The following is a 15,746-nucleotide window of genomic DNA, read 5'->3' on the forward strand; positions in this document are numbered from 1 at the left end:
TCTCGCTCTCGGCGACGCCGAGAAAAACGCGTCCGCGATGGCGTCGATAGTATCTGCATGTGCCTAAACTAGCGACCTTCCTTCCCGTCATCCACGGAGAGCTGATGCCGCCGATCGAAACGAATGTATAGCTATAAACAATCCAGTCGATTGGTACCTTAGGACCGTCCGGATTTAAAAAGCGATATCTTCGATGCTGGGACCGGGCAGTTTAGTTCTTATATTTCTTCGACTAGGAGACGAGTATGACCCTGAGTTCCATGAAGCCAACGCGGCGAGACATGATGTCGGGAACATTGGCGCTGGCTGCGGCTGCGGCGACGACCGCCGCAGCGACGTCCGCACAGGCCAAGCAGCACACCAAGGATGCAGCCGCAAAGAACACGGGTGCATTCGCCACCTCGAAGGACGGCACCACCATTTTCTACAAGGACTGGGGTCCGAAAGATGCACAGCCGATAGTTTTCCATCATGGTTGGCCTTTGAGCTCGGACGACTGGGACGCTCAGATGCTCTTTTTCCTCGGTAAGGGCTTTCGCGTAATTGCACATGATCGCCGCGGTCACGGGCGTTCCGCCCAAGTGAGCGACGGGCATGACATGGACCATTACGCTGCCGATGTCGCAGCTGTCGTGGAGCAACTTGATCTGAAGAATGCGATCCATATCGGACATTCGACCGGTGGTGGCGAAGCAACACGGTACGTCGCTCGTCACGGCAAGGGGCGCGTCGCCAAGCTGGTTCTCATCGGAGCCGTCCCGCCGATTATGGTCAAGACATCGGCGAACCCAGGCGGCCTCCCGGTTGAGGTCTTCGATGGCTTCCGCTCAGCCCTCGCGGCGAATAGGTCGCAGTTCTATATGGACGTGGCCGGCGGTCCCTTCTATGGCTACAATCGGGACGGAGCAAAGCGGTCCGATGCAGTAGTTCTTAATTGGTGGCGACAAGGCATGACTGGGGCCGCGAACGCCCACTATCTGGGCATCAAGGCGTTCTCTGAAACCGACTTTACTGACGACCTCAAGTCAATCGACGTTCCGGCTCTTGTCCTCCACGGAGATGACGACCAGGTGGTCCCGGTCGCAGATTCCGCGGTTCTTTCGGCGAAGCTTTTGAAGAATGCAACGTTGAAGATTTACAAGGGCCTCCCGCACGGGATGGCGACCACGCACGCTGACACGATCAATCAAGATCTTTTAACATTCATTTCTGAATGATCGTAATGGAGGGTGCCTCAATGCACCCTCTTTTTTTTTGAACTGGCTCCGGGCTGTGACGATGATCCAATGTCCGTCGAGCCCTATTGCCTGCCGCCGCACCTGTGGGTTTCTCCCGCACGCGTATCTACGCATCCCTTTCGAGTCATTTCTGTGTGGAACTTATCGCAGCGAAGCCTAGATGCGACGCCGTGCGCTGGGTAAGTCCCATCCAAGTCCAAACCGAAGTATATCTAGTTGTCTCAGCGTTCCTCGGACACCATGATGTGCACGCTAAGCGCAACGCGTTTTGCGTGTTAACGTCAATTCTCAGTAGTGGATCAACACAATGACGCAGCGACTGAACTACGCGCAGCTCTCGCCGGAACTCTTCAAAGCCCTTATGGGCTTCAGCAACGAAATCAAAAAAGGGTCCATCGAGCAATCTATTCTGGACCTGGTCGACATCCGAGCATCGCAGATCAACGGCTGCACTTTTTGCTTGGACATGCACTCCAAGGAGGCGACTATCCATGGGGAACGCCCGCTGCGGCTTTACCATATCGCCGCGTGGCGCGAATCGACGCTCTTTTCGCCGCGGGAGAGAGCAGCACTCGCGTGGACCGAAGCAGTAACGAAGCTTTCTGAGGGCGGTGTTTCCGACGAACTCTACGAAAGAGTGCGTGGCCACTTGTCAGAGAAAGAGCTTTCGGACCTTACCTTCCAAATCATGGCGATTAATGCTTGGAACCGCATAAGCGTCGCTGTGAAGGCAGTACCAGGGTCTGCAGACAAGGCCTTTGGCCTTGATAAGGCCGGCCTCGAATAGGCCCCAAAAGAGCGACGATGGCGGTGGATCGCGCCGCCATCTCTCATTTTTGGAACCGATAGGGCGGCATTACACGGCAACGAGCTGCTCTAAAGGAATGTCGCTAAACGATGCCCTGCGACCAGTGCTGCGCCAAGCGCGCCCGAGCCGTTGCTTCAGCCGATAAAATCTTCGCCCGAACTGCCTTTTCTGCCGCGAGCTGCTTCCGACGGCGTCATCGAGCAGCGGACTATCTCTATTTTCTTGCGCTGCAAGTACAAAAACGCGCAATCTCTCGCGTCCAGCACACCGATAAGCTCACTCCGACGGCTAGCGAAAACGTCCCCACGCTTGAAGAAGAGCAATCTGTGGAGCAAACTGAAAACTCAGTTCGCGAAAACGCATCCAAAATGCACTGCGGCGATTTGCGAAGAGTCCTCCCTCCGCTTAGGGGCGGGAAACCCCGACGAAAGGTGGCTCGGGGTGTCCCTTTTTGCGGGTCCTATTAGGAATTCTGAACGCGCTTGGCGGTGTGGGCGTTGCGTTTCCGCCCACATGTTGAACGCCGCGCAACGTCATCGAGCAACTGTGCGAAGACATGCTGCTTGACGCCGTCGGCGCGGTTCAGCAGCGCGATCAGGTCGTCATGCTTCACGTCGGCAAGGGTCATTTCTTGACCGAAGGAAGCGCTGCGCCGTGTTGCCTTGCTTGGCATCGAGAAGGACTTTTTGAGGACGCGGAGCGCCGCTTTGCTATGCGGGCGTCGCCGAAGGCGCTGCCGGCTTAATCGTCGAACGGGTTGTTTCCTCTCTGGGGAACCGACCATAAGTGTCTCCATCAAAATATGATGGCGCAACATACCGTCGGGGCGACGGGGATCCCATTAAACTTGTGTACACCCGTTGTGAATCACTGCGTCGTTGCCCTCTTTTGGTGAATTCGCTCACATGCGGTGCCAACAAAACTGAACTTGTCTTAACGCGAGTTCCTAGCCGAAATCGGTTAGAACTGCGCCAGACTTGTTTTTGACGGTTAAGCACGATGAATACTTCACATTTGACTGACGGATTGGATCACACAGGAATGGTCGCCGTGGTTGAACAGTTTTTCGCTGCGATAAATGACAGGCGCATTCACGATGTGCTCAAGGCCTTCCTCTGTGGCGCCGTCGTCAACGATCAGCTTACAGAATATGAGGGGTATGACGCCATCGCAGCTTGGCTTCGGAGGGATCTTTTCGACCAGCACGCATCGATTGTCGCTGTTCAGCACACGGTCCGTGCCACCGGTGTGGTGTCGATGGTTGAAATGACCGGAGATTTCGCCGGTTTGGGTCTGCCGGAACCGCTCGTTCTTTCCTGGTACTTCTCAATAGCCAACGGGAGTATCGACCAATTGGTTATACTTCGGACAGCCCTTTAGACCCTCCACAGTCGCAGCATAGCGATGATCGTCTGACTCATCCCGATCAAATCAAAGCTCGGAACGACATTTATCGTTTGCAAACGTTTTAGAACACCAGACAGCAGGATTTTAGGTCATGTCTCCTCGAAACATTAAGCCATCCGAACTCGAAGGACGTTTTGATGAATGCACGAAGTGTTGAAAGAGAGGGGCGGTCGTTAGCGGCGACCAATCCCACAGTGCTCCTTGTCGACGATGACGACCTGACTGTTCGTTCACTGTCGGACCTTGTCTTGGACAAAGGTCTGGGAGTGCTGTCGTGTTCAGGTGCTAGGGACATGCTGGAAAGACTGGAGCGCCACGAGCCGGAGATCGTTATTTTGAACAGTCAGTTGCCGGATGGCGCGGGACTAGAAGTGCAGCAGTACCTCCGCTCCCGTGACCGAGACATGCCGATCATCTTCGTCAGTCAAGACCACGATGTCCAAACCTGTGTGCAGGCCATGAAAGCTGGCGCGATAGACTTCTTGCTGAAACCACTCGACAGGCGCGCACTTAGCAGCGCGATGGAAGCGGCGCTCGCGAAGGCCGGCTCACGCAACGGCCGGGCTGAAGTGCGTCGAAAGGTTCTGAAATGTGCTGACACGCTCACAAAGCGCGAACGCGAGGTGTTCGAACTTGTCACGGCAGGGCTGATGAACAAGCAGATCGCCTTCGAATTGGGCATCAGCGAAATAATGGTGAAGATACATCGCGGTAAGGTAATGCGAAAAATGGAAGCGCGTTCGTTGGCAGATCTGGTTCGAGCGTCGAAGGTGCTGTCCTCTTTGGCGGACTCCTGAAGCCACTGCCTGCGATCGATCGATCCGCCTGAGCAAACCCTGCCCATAGTGGGAATCGCCGCGCCATACTACCTAGACCATCGTTTGATCGTCTATGAAATCATTAGGCACTAATGTCCGGCCGGTGCGCCCAAAGGGGCGGAGCGAGTTCCCATTGCCGCCTTGGTCGGCGGCATGACGAACACGGACATCGGAGTCGCAGATGCCTGTTACTTTCGGATCGTTTCGCATCATTCCCGCGGAACGAATCCTCGAAAAAGATGGCGGACGCATTCAAATCGGAAGCCGTGCATTCGATCTGTTGCTTGCGCTGGCCGAAAACGCCGGCGAAGTCGTCAGCAAACAGCAACTTACTTCTCGCGCGTGGCCGGGGATCAGCGTCGATGAAGTGAGTCTGCGCGTCCACATTTCGGGCCTGAGAAAGCTGCTTGGGAACAGACCCAATGGCACCCCCTACATAACAAACATATCCGGCCGCGGTTACATGCTCGCCGGCCCGACCGACTGTGATGATGCTGTCACTGAGCCCGTCGCTTTAGGCACGGCACAGTCGACGGTCCACTTGCCCCCGCGCCTGACGCGCATGGTTGGGCGTGACCGATGTTTGCGCGCGGTCGCAGATTTGCTTCTGGAGACACGCTTCGTCAGTATCGTGGGAGTCGGGGGAATTGGAAAGACCACGGTCGCAATCGCTGCTGCTCAGGACCTGAGCGCACGTTTCGTCGATGGCGCTTTCTTTGCCGACCTTGCGCCGGTGCAAGATGGAGGCCTTGTGCCTTCAACCATCGCCTCGCTCGTCGGAGTGACACTTCCCGTCAACAATGAAGTCCCAGGGCTCCTAGCGTTTCTTCGGGACAAGCGAGTGCTGCTCGTCCTGGACAATGCGGAGCACCTCATCGCTGATGTGGCTGCCCTAGCGGAAACGATATTCGCCGATTGCGACGGTGTTCATATCCTCACTACCACGCGCGAAGCTTTGCGCGTGGAAGGGGAGCATGTTTATAACCTCGATGGGCTCGAAATACCGCCTGCTCGGGCCGCTCGCGACGGACGCGACATCGCGGAGTACCCATCGATCCAATTGTTCCTGGACCGGGCGTTTGCGAGCGGCGGACGACGGGATCTGGGGCCCGACGAACTGGAGATCGCCGCAGAGATATGCCGTCGCTTGGACGGAGTTGCGCTGGCGATCGAGCTGGCGGCTGGCAGAGCCGCGATGCACGGCGTCGCCGGGCTGAGAGACTTGTTGGATCGGAGATTTGGCCTCCATTGGCAGGGACGACGAACAGCTCTGCCGCGCCATCAAACACTGACCGCGCTCCACGATTGGAGCTACAATTTGCTCAACGCCGATGAAAAGCTGGTCCTTCGCACACTAGGCTGTTTTGCCGGGCCGTTCACGATCGAAGCCGCCCTCGCGGTTGTGGGCGATCAGTTGCCGGTTCATGAAATAATCGACGCGCTAACACAGAAGTCTCTAGTTGCACAGACGTTTGCGCCGGATGGAAGAGTAGCGTGTCGCCTTGCAGAAACCACGAGGGCCTATTGCGCCGCAAAGCTGCGCGCCTCCAGCGAAGAGCGGGCCCAACTCTCAATGTCGCATGCCGCCTACTACACCCAGCTCTTGGAAACACTCATTGCCGAGCGCGACTACTTCCGCGTCTCGGGCCTAAGCACGGTCACGCCGGATTTGCTCGGGAATGTTCGGCAGGCACTTGAGTCATCGTTCGCGTCCGGCAACACAAATGTAGGTGTTCGGCTGGTCGCTAGCTCCACCGCGCTTTTCCTGGAGCGCTCGCTCCTGGTCGAATGTCATACGTGGGCATCGCGTGCCCTCGACGTCATGCCGTCAGAGCTCCGCGGATCACTTAGTGACGCACTGATAAACCAAGCGCTTGCGATTTCCGGCATCATTGTACGGGACGCCTATCCGAAGGTAAAACAGGCGTTCGCCAGAGCTTTGGAGATTGCTCGTGCACACGGGCAAGCCCACTTGGAACTCGACATACTCGCTGGCATGCACATTTTCTACATGAGGGTGGGAGAATGTTATGCCGGAGCGGAGATAACTTCCGTGGCAGAACTAGCCGTAAGCGGGATCAATGAAGGTACATCCAAAGCACTTGTGGATTGGCTGCGGGGAATCTCGCTCAGCTATGCAGGTGATTGCCGCGCAGCCATTCCGTGGTTTGAGCGCAGTCTAGCCGAAGATGCGCCGCGTGGGCTCGATCTGAACCTGGTCGCTTTCACCCAGCGGATACGTGCGCTGGTACAGTACGCCAGATGTGAGCTGATGCAGGGTTCTGCATCGCAAGCAAAAAAGATCGCGGCGCGGGCCGTCACGGATGCGAACATCTATGGTCATCCCATCCCTCGCTGCATCGCCTTGGCTTATGCAGCTTCCGCGTACATTTGGAAAGGTGACTGGTCTGATGCGGCCTGTCTGGCCGATGAACTCGGACTCGTATCCCTACAACATTCATTGACCGCATTTCACGCAGTCAGTGAAGGCTTGAAGGGCGAGCTGGAAATCATCAATGGTGCACCTTTGCTGGGCATCCAGCGTCTTCGGGACGCCTTAGCGGTCATGACGGATCAAAACCATCAGCATATGGTCGTTAGCTTTAGCGCTGCTCTCGCCGAAGGTTTGGCCAAGACGAAGCAATATCCTGAAGCTTCACTCATCCTAACCCGGGCTATAGCTAGGGCGGAAGAGAGCGGCGAAATGTTTCACACGACGGAGATGTTGGGCCTGAAAGCATCAATCGCTCTTGCGGAAAACTGCCGCAACGATGCGCCAATTGCCGAAATAAAGAACGCGATGGCGCGAGCCAGAGAAGTCGGCGCATTGGCGCTGGAACTCCGTATTGCGTTAAGGGCGACAAGGATGCTGAACAACGAATCCGCATGCTCGAAGGAGCTAGTGAGCGAAATCGCAGAAAAACTCACGGGGTTTAGCGTCATCGAGGACACGGATGATCTTCGCGCTGCACGAGCGGTCGTCGCACATTGCGCGCAATGAAATCAATTCAGTTAAGGGATTGCCACTTGGACAGTTGCGAACGCTTGCGATCACGCGGGCCCAAAACCAGATTGCTAGCGGCTGCGGTACTTGGGAACGTCTGTGAGTTTTTCGATTTCACCAGCTACGCGTTTTTCGCAGTTATGATCGGTAGGGCTTTTTTTCCGTCTGAAAGTCCTCATGGCTCCCTATTGCTTTCGCTCGCGGTCTTTGGCGTAGGGTTCATCACGCGCCCGCTCGGAAGCGTGCTGATTGGAAGATACGCCGACCGGGCCGGCCGCCGTCCGGCGCTTTTGCTAACCATTGTCCTGATGGCCGCTGGAACACTGATGATCGCGGTTACGCCGACCTACCAGACGATCGGAGTGGTTGCGCCTTTGGTCATCATCACCGCTCGCCTTCTTCAGGGCGCGGCGCTAGGCGGAGAATTCGGCCCTGCGACGGTGTACCTCTTCGAGGTGGCGACCGAGGGAAAACGCGGGCTCTGGACCAGCTGGCAACCCGCCAGCCAAGGTTTGGCGACAGTGCTCGCGGGAACCCTCGGAGTAATTCTAGCCCGTTCGTTGTCAAACCAGCAATTGATGGATTGGGGCTGGAGAGTACCTTTTTTCCTTGGCTTGGCGATCGTTCCGATAGGTCTCTATTTACGGCACAACCTGCCGGAGACTTTGGTCCGCTCCAAGGGTGAAAATCGTGCGTTGCCTGGCGATGCCGGGAGTTTGCGGCTTGGATTAAAGCTACAAGTCTCGATTTTTGCCCAGATCGGTTTTGGTACGATCGCGATCTACCTCAGTAGCTACTTGGCGACGTTTTCAATGCAGTCGCTCGGCCTTGCACCGACCGTGGCGTTTTATAGTGCGATCGCCGCTGGAGGCTCGGTTTTCGTCGGTTGTCTGTTAGGAGGCTGGGCGTCGGACAAGGTCTCTCCGCATCTAGTGATAGCCATCCCCAGATGGATCATAATTTTCACGGCGATTCCAATGTTTTCAATAGTGGCCGAGAGCCGAGACCTGCGGGCGCTCATGTGCCTGAGCATAGCGCTGCCGTTCTTGGCAATGGTGAGCGGAGGCGCGAGTTTTGCAGCTATGATTGGGGCTTTACCCCGTGACGGTCGGAGCGCCGGGTTAGGAACACCTTACGCGCTGGTAGTTGCGCTCCTTGGCGGTACAGCACAATTCGTCGTCACCACGCTGGTTGTGATGACCGGGGACAACAGCGCACCTGCATATTACTTGATCGCAATTTGCATGCTGAGCCTGGTAACGCTGCCGTGGCTAAAAAGGCGCATCGCCGAGTAGCGATCGCGAATACAAAAAAAGGGCCGTTGTGGAGTGAACAACGGCCCTCAGTTGCCGATCAAGGCATTGGTGCCTTGGGGGAGGGGAACCTTGGCACCGCGATCATCACATCATGAGGAAACGATAATGAGTGATGATGTAAACAAGACTAATGCTTCTGGTGATGATGCGTCAGTATACATGGGTTTAGTTCAAAGCTTTCGAGAGCGGCGGTCGATGCGCTCTGAGTTTCACCGCGCATGACGTACGGTGAACACATGCGCAAGAGTGTTGCCGTCGTGTTCTCGTACCAATTTGGTGTGGTGAGAGAAGCCACCCGGGCAGCGCCGTAGATCCATCAATTCCGCGCACAACGTTTCTCCGGGGTCGATATTCCCTGAAAAGAACACATCCCGCCGAAAAGTTGTGGCGTTAGCCGAAAGCTGTCGTGCGAATTGCCATTCCGCGCGGTCGACGAACGAGACAAAGCTGCTGAAGTAGAGAAAACCCGCACCGTTGAAATCTTGGCTAGGACAGGGATCAAATTTCAAAGTCCAATGGGCGGGCCGATCATCGATCGGAAACCCCATGTGCTTAGCTGCCCGACCGGAACGAATGGCAGCGGCATAACTCGCGAGTTCTGCCGTTGAGGATTTGTCAAAAGCTGGCGGGAATCCGGGCACGCCAAAGCGTGATACGGAATGATTGCCGCCACCAGCAGTACGCCGCACGAATGTGGAGATCATTTCGACAGTACCTACTGCTCGATCAGACAAATGCAGTCGGTGCTGGCTCATCATTTGGGTACGCGATATACGGCGTAGCTTTGTCGTGATCCGGAGGTTTTCGTTTTCGCGCGCATCGCCGAAGTCCGCCTCGCGGACCGATAGCGCGCAGAATGCAGCGTAGACAGGGGCGCCTTGCTCATCCGCAAAACTCGGGCCGCTTTGACCAGCAAGTCTCGCAAGCGTCATCCAATGGCGATGGCCGAGTTCTTTGAGGAGCCAAGATTCAGATAGGCCTCTAAGGCACAACTGAGGCATTCCGAGTAGGTAAGTGTTGGTCTCGCTGGAAAGCCACGGCACGTCATCCTGTGCGTCCTCCCAGAGAGGGACGGCTGACGTGTAATTATCGGCCTGTTCCGTGACCGGCATGACGGAGAGCGTAGAATGGGGCATGAAAACCTACGTTTATGCGGGCGACTTGGCTTTTGTCTGGAGCGTTTCTACCGCCGACCTGTGCCGCAGCCGATAAGCGGTTGGCGTGCGAAGTCCCAGATCGTGTCTCGTTTTCCGTATTCTTCGATGCAGACAGTGCTTCCGTGCGCGATGTCGCCGACCACCGCGCACGCGATGCCGCGTTCTGCAAACAAGGCCGAGATCTTCTCGGTTCTGTCTGGCGTAGCGCTGAAGATGTAGCCGTAGCTAGGGAAGGTCATCAGCCAGCGCTCCAGCGAAACGCCCTCTGGTTTTGGAATTGACCCCAAGTCTATGTTGATCGCTACATTCGAACACTCCGCGAGCATGGCCGCGGTGCCGACAATTCCCGCCTGACTGATATCCTTAGCAGCCTTTGACAACCTTGCCTCCGCGATCGATGGAAGCAATTCCAGGTCGCCGCGGAGACGCTCAGAGGGAGCATCCGTCGCCGCCTCCCAGTTCGAAAACGGTTCGCGATAACGCCCACGCAAGTCGATCGCGGCCATAAGCCGCTCGCCGGGCTTGGCATCGAAACTTGTAAGTAGTGCCTTGGCTCGGCCGAGGATGGCGACGGCTAGCTGGCTCCGGTCTGTCCGGAGATTTGTGTGGCCTCCAACCACCGGCACAGAGAACCTACGCGATGCATCGCGAATACCTTCGAGTACAGGGTTTGCGCCGTCGGGCCCGTCGGACCACAAGGCGTTCACGATTGCCATCGGTCGCCCACCCATGGCAGCGATGTCAGAGATATTGACCATCACGCCACACCAACCCGCGAACCAGGGGTCCCTTGCTACGAACTCGTTGATGAAGCCTTCGATCGCAAAAAGCAGGTACCCATCTCCGTCGGCGATCGCGGCACAATCGTCTCCAACCGCGATTGCCTCCTCTGTCGCAATACCGAGCGAATTGACGACCGTAGCGATATCAGCCTTTGCTGCGATACCTTTGCTTTCACGAAGGATACGAGCGATTTCGTCACCGATGACTGACATTTTCAGGCCGCACCTTTGAATGAAGAGAAGAAGCCAACATTAGGGTCCGCGCAGGGTGGATAGAATGCGAGGTCAGCTTCCATGCGATGATGCGCTACGCCATGCCACTCGAACTCGTTGATTGAGTGCCAGTGCAAGCGTCGAAACAATAGAAGGTTTTGCTTCTGAACGTTTGCTAGGAAACGTGTACATCCGCGGGCGTGGGCAGAAGACACCGCTAGTCTGATCAAACCCTTCCCGATTCCGACGCCTCCGACGCTGCGATAACGCTGCTCAACTGCGAGACGCGACCCCCACCAGGTTCCGCGCTCGGTCCTGTCCTCGTTGATGCGGACCGTGCCGACAACCTCGTTCGGCACGCCGTCACTCAAAGTGACGGCGACAAGCGGGATCGCGTTCTCGTCTAAGTCGTCACGATCGTCTGCCTCAAACAATTGCTGCTCGTCGCAGAAGACGCGACGGCGCAGTGCGAAGGCCGCCAGATTTTCCCAATCGTCGGTCGCCCATTTTATCTGGAGTGACGCGGTATTGGGGACCTGTCTCATAATCCTGAACTCCGTTCGTACACCGACAGGGCGGAACACGCGCCGCATTTTCCGCACCCGGCCTTGATATCGCTCGATTTAAGCCCCCCTTCTCGGAGCATCGCCCCAAGGGGTTGAAGAACCGAATGCATGAAGGCCGGAGGTGGTGCGCGATGACTTTCCAAAGGAGTGCCGGCGATTGGTACAAACGGCACTACGAACGGATAGACCCCAATGGAAATCAGCCGTCGACAGATGTCCAGGATGTCATCCGCGGTGTCGCCCAGCCCGGCGAGAATATAGGTCGAGATCTGACCGTGACCGAACACCGCTAGCGCCGCTTCAAAGGCCGAAAAGTAGCGCTCGACAGACACTTGTGCCTTCCCCGGCATGATGCGCGCGCGCACTTCCGGCGTGACCGCCTCCAGGTGCATGCCGAGGGAATCGACGCCCGCCTCTTTCAGACGCGTGAACCACATATCATCGTCTGGCGGTTCGCACTGCGCCTGAATTGGGAGATTTACGGCCGCCTTCACCGCCCGGGCGCTTTCGGCCAGGATTGCGGCACCACGGTCAGTCCCGGGTGGCGTGCCCGTGGTCATCACCATATGCTTCACGCCATCAAGTTCAACGGCGGCTTTGGCAACTTCGGCCAGTTGAGCAGGTGTCTTCCGTTCGATTGTTCGGCCAGCCGCCAAAGACTGGCCGATTGCGCAGAACTGGCATGTCTTCGTACGGCTCTGGTAGCGGATACATGTCTGAAGCACCGTGGTTGCCAGCACATCGCGACCGTGCAGAGTCGCGATGTGGGAGTAGGGAACGCCTTCGGCCGTTTGACGATCATAGAACTTTGGGCGCAGCTGGAAGGACAGCTTCGCGAGTTCAACACCGTCGCGGCTGAGACGGCTCTTTCCTTCGCTGTCTGGCTTGTCGGCTTGGTACGGACTTTCAAACGCAGGTGCATTGTGCACGGGCACCATCACTGTGACGCCATCGACGGTCACAGGCATATGATCCGACGGGCCGGCCCCGCCGCGCCGGCTAACGCCGGCGCTCTTGGGGTCGGTAAGCCTAATGCCGAACGATTGCAACTCGTTGATTAACTGCTCAGTCGGCATTCTCGACCTCTCCACGAACGGAGTCAGTGGTCTCCCCCGGGACATCGCGAAGCATGGGTCCACGGCCGGAATTGATGCTTTGCATTGGAGTGGTCGCCCGATCATCGATCAGGAGCGACAGCAATTCGGGTCGCGCGTAATGACCGACAGAGTCCATCATGCGCTTCCGCTTGACGATAACGGACATATCGAGGTCCGCGACAAGCAGCCCCTCGCCGGTAGTCAGAGGAGGCACCACGTGATTTCCCTCAGGCGAAACAATGGCAGTCATGCAGCCGCCGCGGAGCCCACGACGCAGGTTCTCTTCCGGCGAAATAGAGGCGATTTGTTCTTCAGTTAGCCAACCCGTTGCGTTGACGACAAAGCAACCGCTCTCGAGGGCGTGATGACGGATCGTGACCTCGATCTGATCGGCGAACAATTGGCCTACGAGGGAACCCGGGAATTGTGCTGCATGGATTTCCTCATGCTGCGCCATCAAAGCGTATCGCGCGAGAGGGTTGTAATGCTCCCAACAGGCCAGCGCGCCGACGCGACCAACGGCGGTATCGACGACCTTCAGCCCAGCGCCATCCCCCTGACCCCAAATCATCCTTTCGTGGAAAGTCGGCGTAAGCTTGCGTCGTTTGAGCAGAATACGTCCGTCTGCGTCGAAGATGAGCTGAGCGTTATAGAGAGAGCCGTGATCGCGCTCATTGATACCAAGTGCGATCACCATGCCGTGCCGTCGCGCGGCCTGCGCGATGGCTTCCGTCACTGGGCCCGGCACAACAACGGCGTCTTCGTAAAGACGCATATGCTCTGCACCGCTCGTCATCGGCGGGCGAATGAAGGAGAAGTAGGGATACCAAGGAAGAAAGGTCTCCGGAAATACAGCGAACTTGACGCCTTTTCCTCCGGCCTCATCGATTGCGGCTAGGACCCTATCGAGGGTTCCGAGCGGCGTTTCCAGATCCGGCGCAATTTGAACCGCTGCCACTCGGACGATGCGTTTTTCAGCCATATATTTTCCTCCCAATAGATTGCGCTTCCATCTCTGCAGCCTCCTTGTTGGCTGAGAACGGATGCCTCGTTAAACTCACAGCGCCCCACCAGGGAACCCGATGAGGGCTCTGGCGGCGTAGGGTATGGCCCGGGGCTATTGACGCACCGAGTTGCTGTCTGCATTGCACAGTTCATCGATGACACCGCCCGAAAAGCCGGTGCCGCACGTGAACCGTTTTGCTCCCGGCACGCCGATTGAGCGCCAGTGAGTGCGTAAGGTCCGCAATCCCGGCGTTTAAGATCGTCGTTTCGGCAAGCGAGCTGATGTTGTTTCGGCAAAGGGAAAGGACACTACCCCTTCAGATTGTGAGCGCCGAAGTTGTCTCGATGCATCCATTCCCCTTTTTCGCGCAGGAAAGCATGCATTCAAGATACCGTCAATATGTTTTTTGAAAGACTCAATCAGCGGATATGACTGCAGTCATTAATCCATTCAATATTGAGGGGTGTACTGTCTAGCGTCGCTTGCACCCGCGCACGCAAAGTATAGCGCTGCGAAATTACGCCAAGCAGGAAGCGCGCCCCTTTCTTCTGTATGAGCCGCGTAAAGGCGGAGGCCACTTTTCTTTGCGGATGACTAGCCGCTGAGGCTGCAGCATTGTACGGTCAATTTACAATCAACGGCTGAAGCGCAATGTGATGCAAGACTGGATCCCTGACCTCTCGACTTCTGGAAAGCCCCGCTATCTCGCGATCGCAGACTGTGTCGCGGCAGACATCAAAACGGGTACGCTCGCTGCTGGCGATCGCCTTCCTCCTCAGCGCAAGCTGGCCGAACGAATGGGCATAGACTTCACGACGGTGGCGCGTGGCTATGCCGAAGCTCAGCGGCGCGGACTCATCGAATCGCGAACGGGCCAGGGTACGTTTGTTGCGCCGGCTTCACGAGGGCACTCAAGCGTGACGCAGGTTTCGGTCTTCCGCGTGGATGATATCGATCTCTCAATGAACCTTCCACCGGAGCCTGACGAGCCTGAACTGATCGCGCGAATGCGAGCCGGATGGGAGGCCGCCGCCTCGGACATGGTGCCGTCTTTACGCTACCGGTCATTCGGCGGTAGCGTTACTGACAAAGAAGCCGCCACATTATGGCTCGGCCGACGTGGGCTATCCCCCGCGTCGGAAGACCTGTACATCACGCCTGGTGCCCATTCGGCGCTCCACGGGATTCTGAGCGCCTTGGCGAAGCCAGGTCAGACCGTCTTGTGTGAGGCATTGACTTTTCCCGGCCTCCGATCGATCGCCGCGCAACTCGGTGTCTGTCTGCAGGGCCTTCCTATGGACGCTGAAGGGATTGATCCAGAAGCCCTCTCCGAGGTCTGCTCGAAATTGTCTCCTCCGGCGCTTTACCTAAATCCGACGCTGCAAAACCCGACGGGCTTGACGATTTCGCGCCGCCGCCGCGAGGAGATAGTCGCCATCGCGCGGCGGTGGGAGGTCGCAATCATTGAGGACGATGCCTATGGCTTCATTCCCATAGAGTCGCCCCCCCCAATTGCTTCGATGGCGCCGGATCTTACTTGGTATGTTGCGTCGCTTTCAAAAAGCCTGGGGGCGGGTCTCCGCGTGGCGTTTGTAATCGCCCCGCAGAGTAGGTCTTCATGGGCCTTCGCGTCCGTGGTGCGTTCAACTTCCGTAATGGCATCGCCAGTGACTGTGGCGCTTGCGAACCGCTGGATCGCGGACGGAACGGCGGATGCGATTCTCGGATTCGTTCGCGAGGAGTCCCGCGAACGACAAAAGATCGCATCTACAATCCTGGCGCCATACTCGGTTAATGCAGATCCGGCCGGTTTCAATATCTGGCTGTCGATGCCAGAAGGCTGGACCCGATCGGCGTTCGCCGCTCATATGCGCTCGTCCGGAATTGGTGTCGTCGCCAGTGACGCATTCATCGTGGCAGGAACGGCTCCCGAGGCGGTCCGGATCTGCCTCGGAGGTCCAGCCTCTCGACCTACCGTTCGCCGTGCCCTCGAGTACGCGGCGCATGCCCTTGAGGGTCTCCCGGCATCGGCATCGTCATTCCTCTAAGAATTTCGGTACGGGAAACTGAAGGTTCGTTGAGCAATACAAGCAAATAGGGATGGGTCGCGGATGTCGTCCGAAAGAAAATCACGGTCTGTCGAGAGTGTCTGGCAAGGGGGCTTCCGTTGCGAGGTCAAATCTGGCGATTTCGTGTTCGCGGTTGATGAGCCGGTAGATGTAGGGGCACCGGAACGGGCCCCATGCCCACGAGCTCCTGCTCGCCTCTGTGGCATCATGCTTGGCTATTCGGATTTTCGTGTGGAGAGCCGGGAGGGCACACGTCCACATTGAG

At 57.1% G+C, this 15,746-nt stretch carries 13 protein-coding genes; 7 read left to right on the forward strand and 6 right to left on the reverse strand.

Translation table 11 applies throughout. From position 1 onward, the window contains the following. The first annotated feature begins 245 nt into the window (after nucleotides 1–245). Together IB277_RS13910 and IB277_RS13915 are read left to right on the forward strand one after the other, a co-directional pair. A complete protein-coding gene (locus IB277_RS13910) occupies nucleotides 246–1,217 on the forward strand; it encodes an alpha/beta fold hydrolase (RefSeq protein ID WP_192371119.1) in 972 nt (323 codons plus the stop codon). Nucleotides 1,218–1,545: 328 nt separating this feature from the next. Further along, nucleotides 1,546–2,025, forward strand: coding sequence for a carboxymuconolactone decarboxylase family protein (locus IB277_RS13915; protein WP_192371120.1), 480 nt, complete (start codon nucleotides 1,546–1,548; stop codon nucleotides 2,023–2,025). A 484-nt stretch (nucleotides 2,026–2,509) separates the two neighbouring features. Here IB277_RS13915 and IB277_RS13920 read toward each other — a convergent pair whose 3' ends face one another. Further along, the gene (locus tag IB277_RS13920; RefSeq protein ID WP_192371121.1) at nucleotides 2,510–2,830 is read right to left on the reverse strand and encodes a hypothetical protein; all 321 of its coding nucleotides are present in this window, start codon (nucleotides 2,828–2,830) and stop codon (nucleotides 2,510–2,512) included. A gap of 266 nt (nucleotides 2,831–3,096) precedes the next feature. Between IB277_RS13920 and IB277_RS13925 the strand changes: the two genes are divergently transcribed. The 4 genes from IB277_RS13925 to IB277_RS13940 all read left to right on the forward strand — a co-directional run bounded on the left by IB277_RS13925 (nucleotide 3,097) and on the right by IB277_RS13940 (nucleotide 8,570). Next, nucleotides 3,097–3,426, forward strand: a complete 330-nt coding sequence (locus IB277_RS13925) for a nuclear transport factor 2 family protein (protein WP_210339609.1) — start codon at nucleotides 3,097–3,099, stop codon at nucleotides 3,424–3,426. A gap of 164 nt (nucleotides 3,427–3,590) precedes the next feature. Then, complete coding sequence (locus IB277_RS13930; protein ID WP_192371123.1) at nucleotides 3,591–4,250, forward strand: response regulator transcription factor; 660 nt, start codon at nucleotides 3,591–3,593, stop codon at nucleotides 4,248–4,250. Between the two features lie 202 nt (nucleotides 4,251–4,452). Next, complete coding sequence (locus IB277_RS13935) at nucleotides 4,453–7,272, forward strand: winged helix-turn-helix domain-containing protein (RefSeq protein WP_192371124.1); 2,820 nt, start codon at nucleotides 4,453–4,455, stop codon at nucleotides 7,270–7,272. A gap of 26 nt (nucleotides 7,273–7,298) precedes the next feature. Beyond that, nucleotides 7,299–8,570 carry an MFS transporter gene (locus IB277_RS13940; RefSeq protein WP_192371125.1) on the forward strand — a complete coding sequence of 424 codons (1,272 nt, stop codon included), beginning with the start codon at nucleotides 7,299–7,301 and terminating at the stop codon, nucleotides 8,568–8,570. A 230-nt stretch (nucleotides 8,571–8,800) separates the two neighbouring features. Here the strand turns inward: IB277_RS13940 and IB277_RS13945 are convergent, their stop codons facing one another. The 5 genes from IB277_RS13945 to IB277_RS13965 are packed head-to-tail and all read right to left on the reverse strand — an operon-like array spanning nucleotide 8,801 to nucleotide 13,388. After that, nucleotides 8,801–9,727: a Pnap_2097 family protein gene (locus tag IB277_RS13945; RefSeq protein ID WP_246812735.1), complete on the reverse strand. Its 927-nt coding sequence runs from the start codon at nucleotides 9,725–9,727 to the stop codon at nucleotides 8,801–8,803. A 47-nt stretch (nucleotides 9,728–9,774) separates the two neighbouring features. Then, nucleotides 9,775–10,743, reverse strand: a complete 969-nt coding sequence (locus tag IB277_RS13950) for a sll0787 family AIR synthase-like protein (RefSeq protein ID WP_192371126.1) — start codon at nucleotides 10,741–10,743, stop codon at nucleotides 9,775–9,777. Nucleotides 10,744–10,745: 2 nt separating this feature from the next. Continuing rightward, nucleotides 10,746–11,288, reverse strand: a complete 543-nt coding sequence (locus IB277_RS13955) for an MSMEG_0567/Sll0786 family nitrogen starvation N-acetyltransferase (protein ID WP_192371127.1) — start codon at nucleotides 11,286–11,288, stop codon at nucleotides 10,746–10,748. After that, on the reverse strand, nucleotides 11,285–12,385 hold the full coding sequence (locus IB277_RS13960; protein WP_192371128.1) for an MSMEG_0568 family radical SAM protein: 1,101 nt from the start codon (nucleotides 12,383–12,385) through the stop codon (nucleotides 11,285–11,287). The genes IB277_RS13955 and IB277_RS13960 overlap by 4 nt, the downstream gene beginning before the upstream one ends. Then, entirely contained in the window at nucleotides 12,375–13,388 is a 1,014-nt protein-coding gene (locus tag IB277_RS13965; RefSeq protein ID WP_192371129.1) for a Nit6803 family nitrilase, read from the reverse strand. Before IB277_RS13965 ends, IB277_RS13960 begins: the two co-directional genes overlap by 11 nt. A 680-nt stretch (nucleotides 13,389–14,068) precedes the next feature. Here IB277_RS13965 and IB277_RS13970 point away from each other — a divergent pair. Then, a complete protein-coding gene (locus tag IB277_RS13970) occupies nucleotides 14,069–15,460 on the forward strand; it encodes a PLP-dependent aminotransferase family protein (RefSeq protein ID WP_192371130.1) in 1,392 nt (463 codons plus the stop codon). Nucleotides 15,461–15,746: the final 286 nt, after the last annotated feature.

This window comes from Ensifer sp. ENS07 (genome assembly GCF_014852185.1).
Taxonomy (GTDB): Bacteria; Pseudomonadota; Alphaproteobacteria; order Rhizobiales; family Rhizobiaceae; genus Ensifer; species Ensifer adhaerens.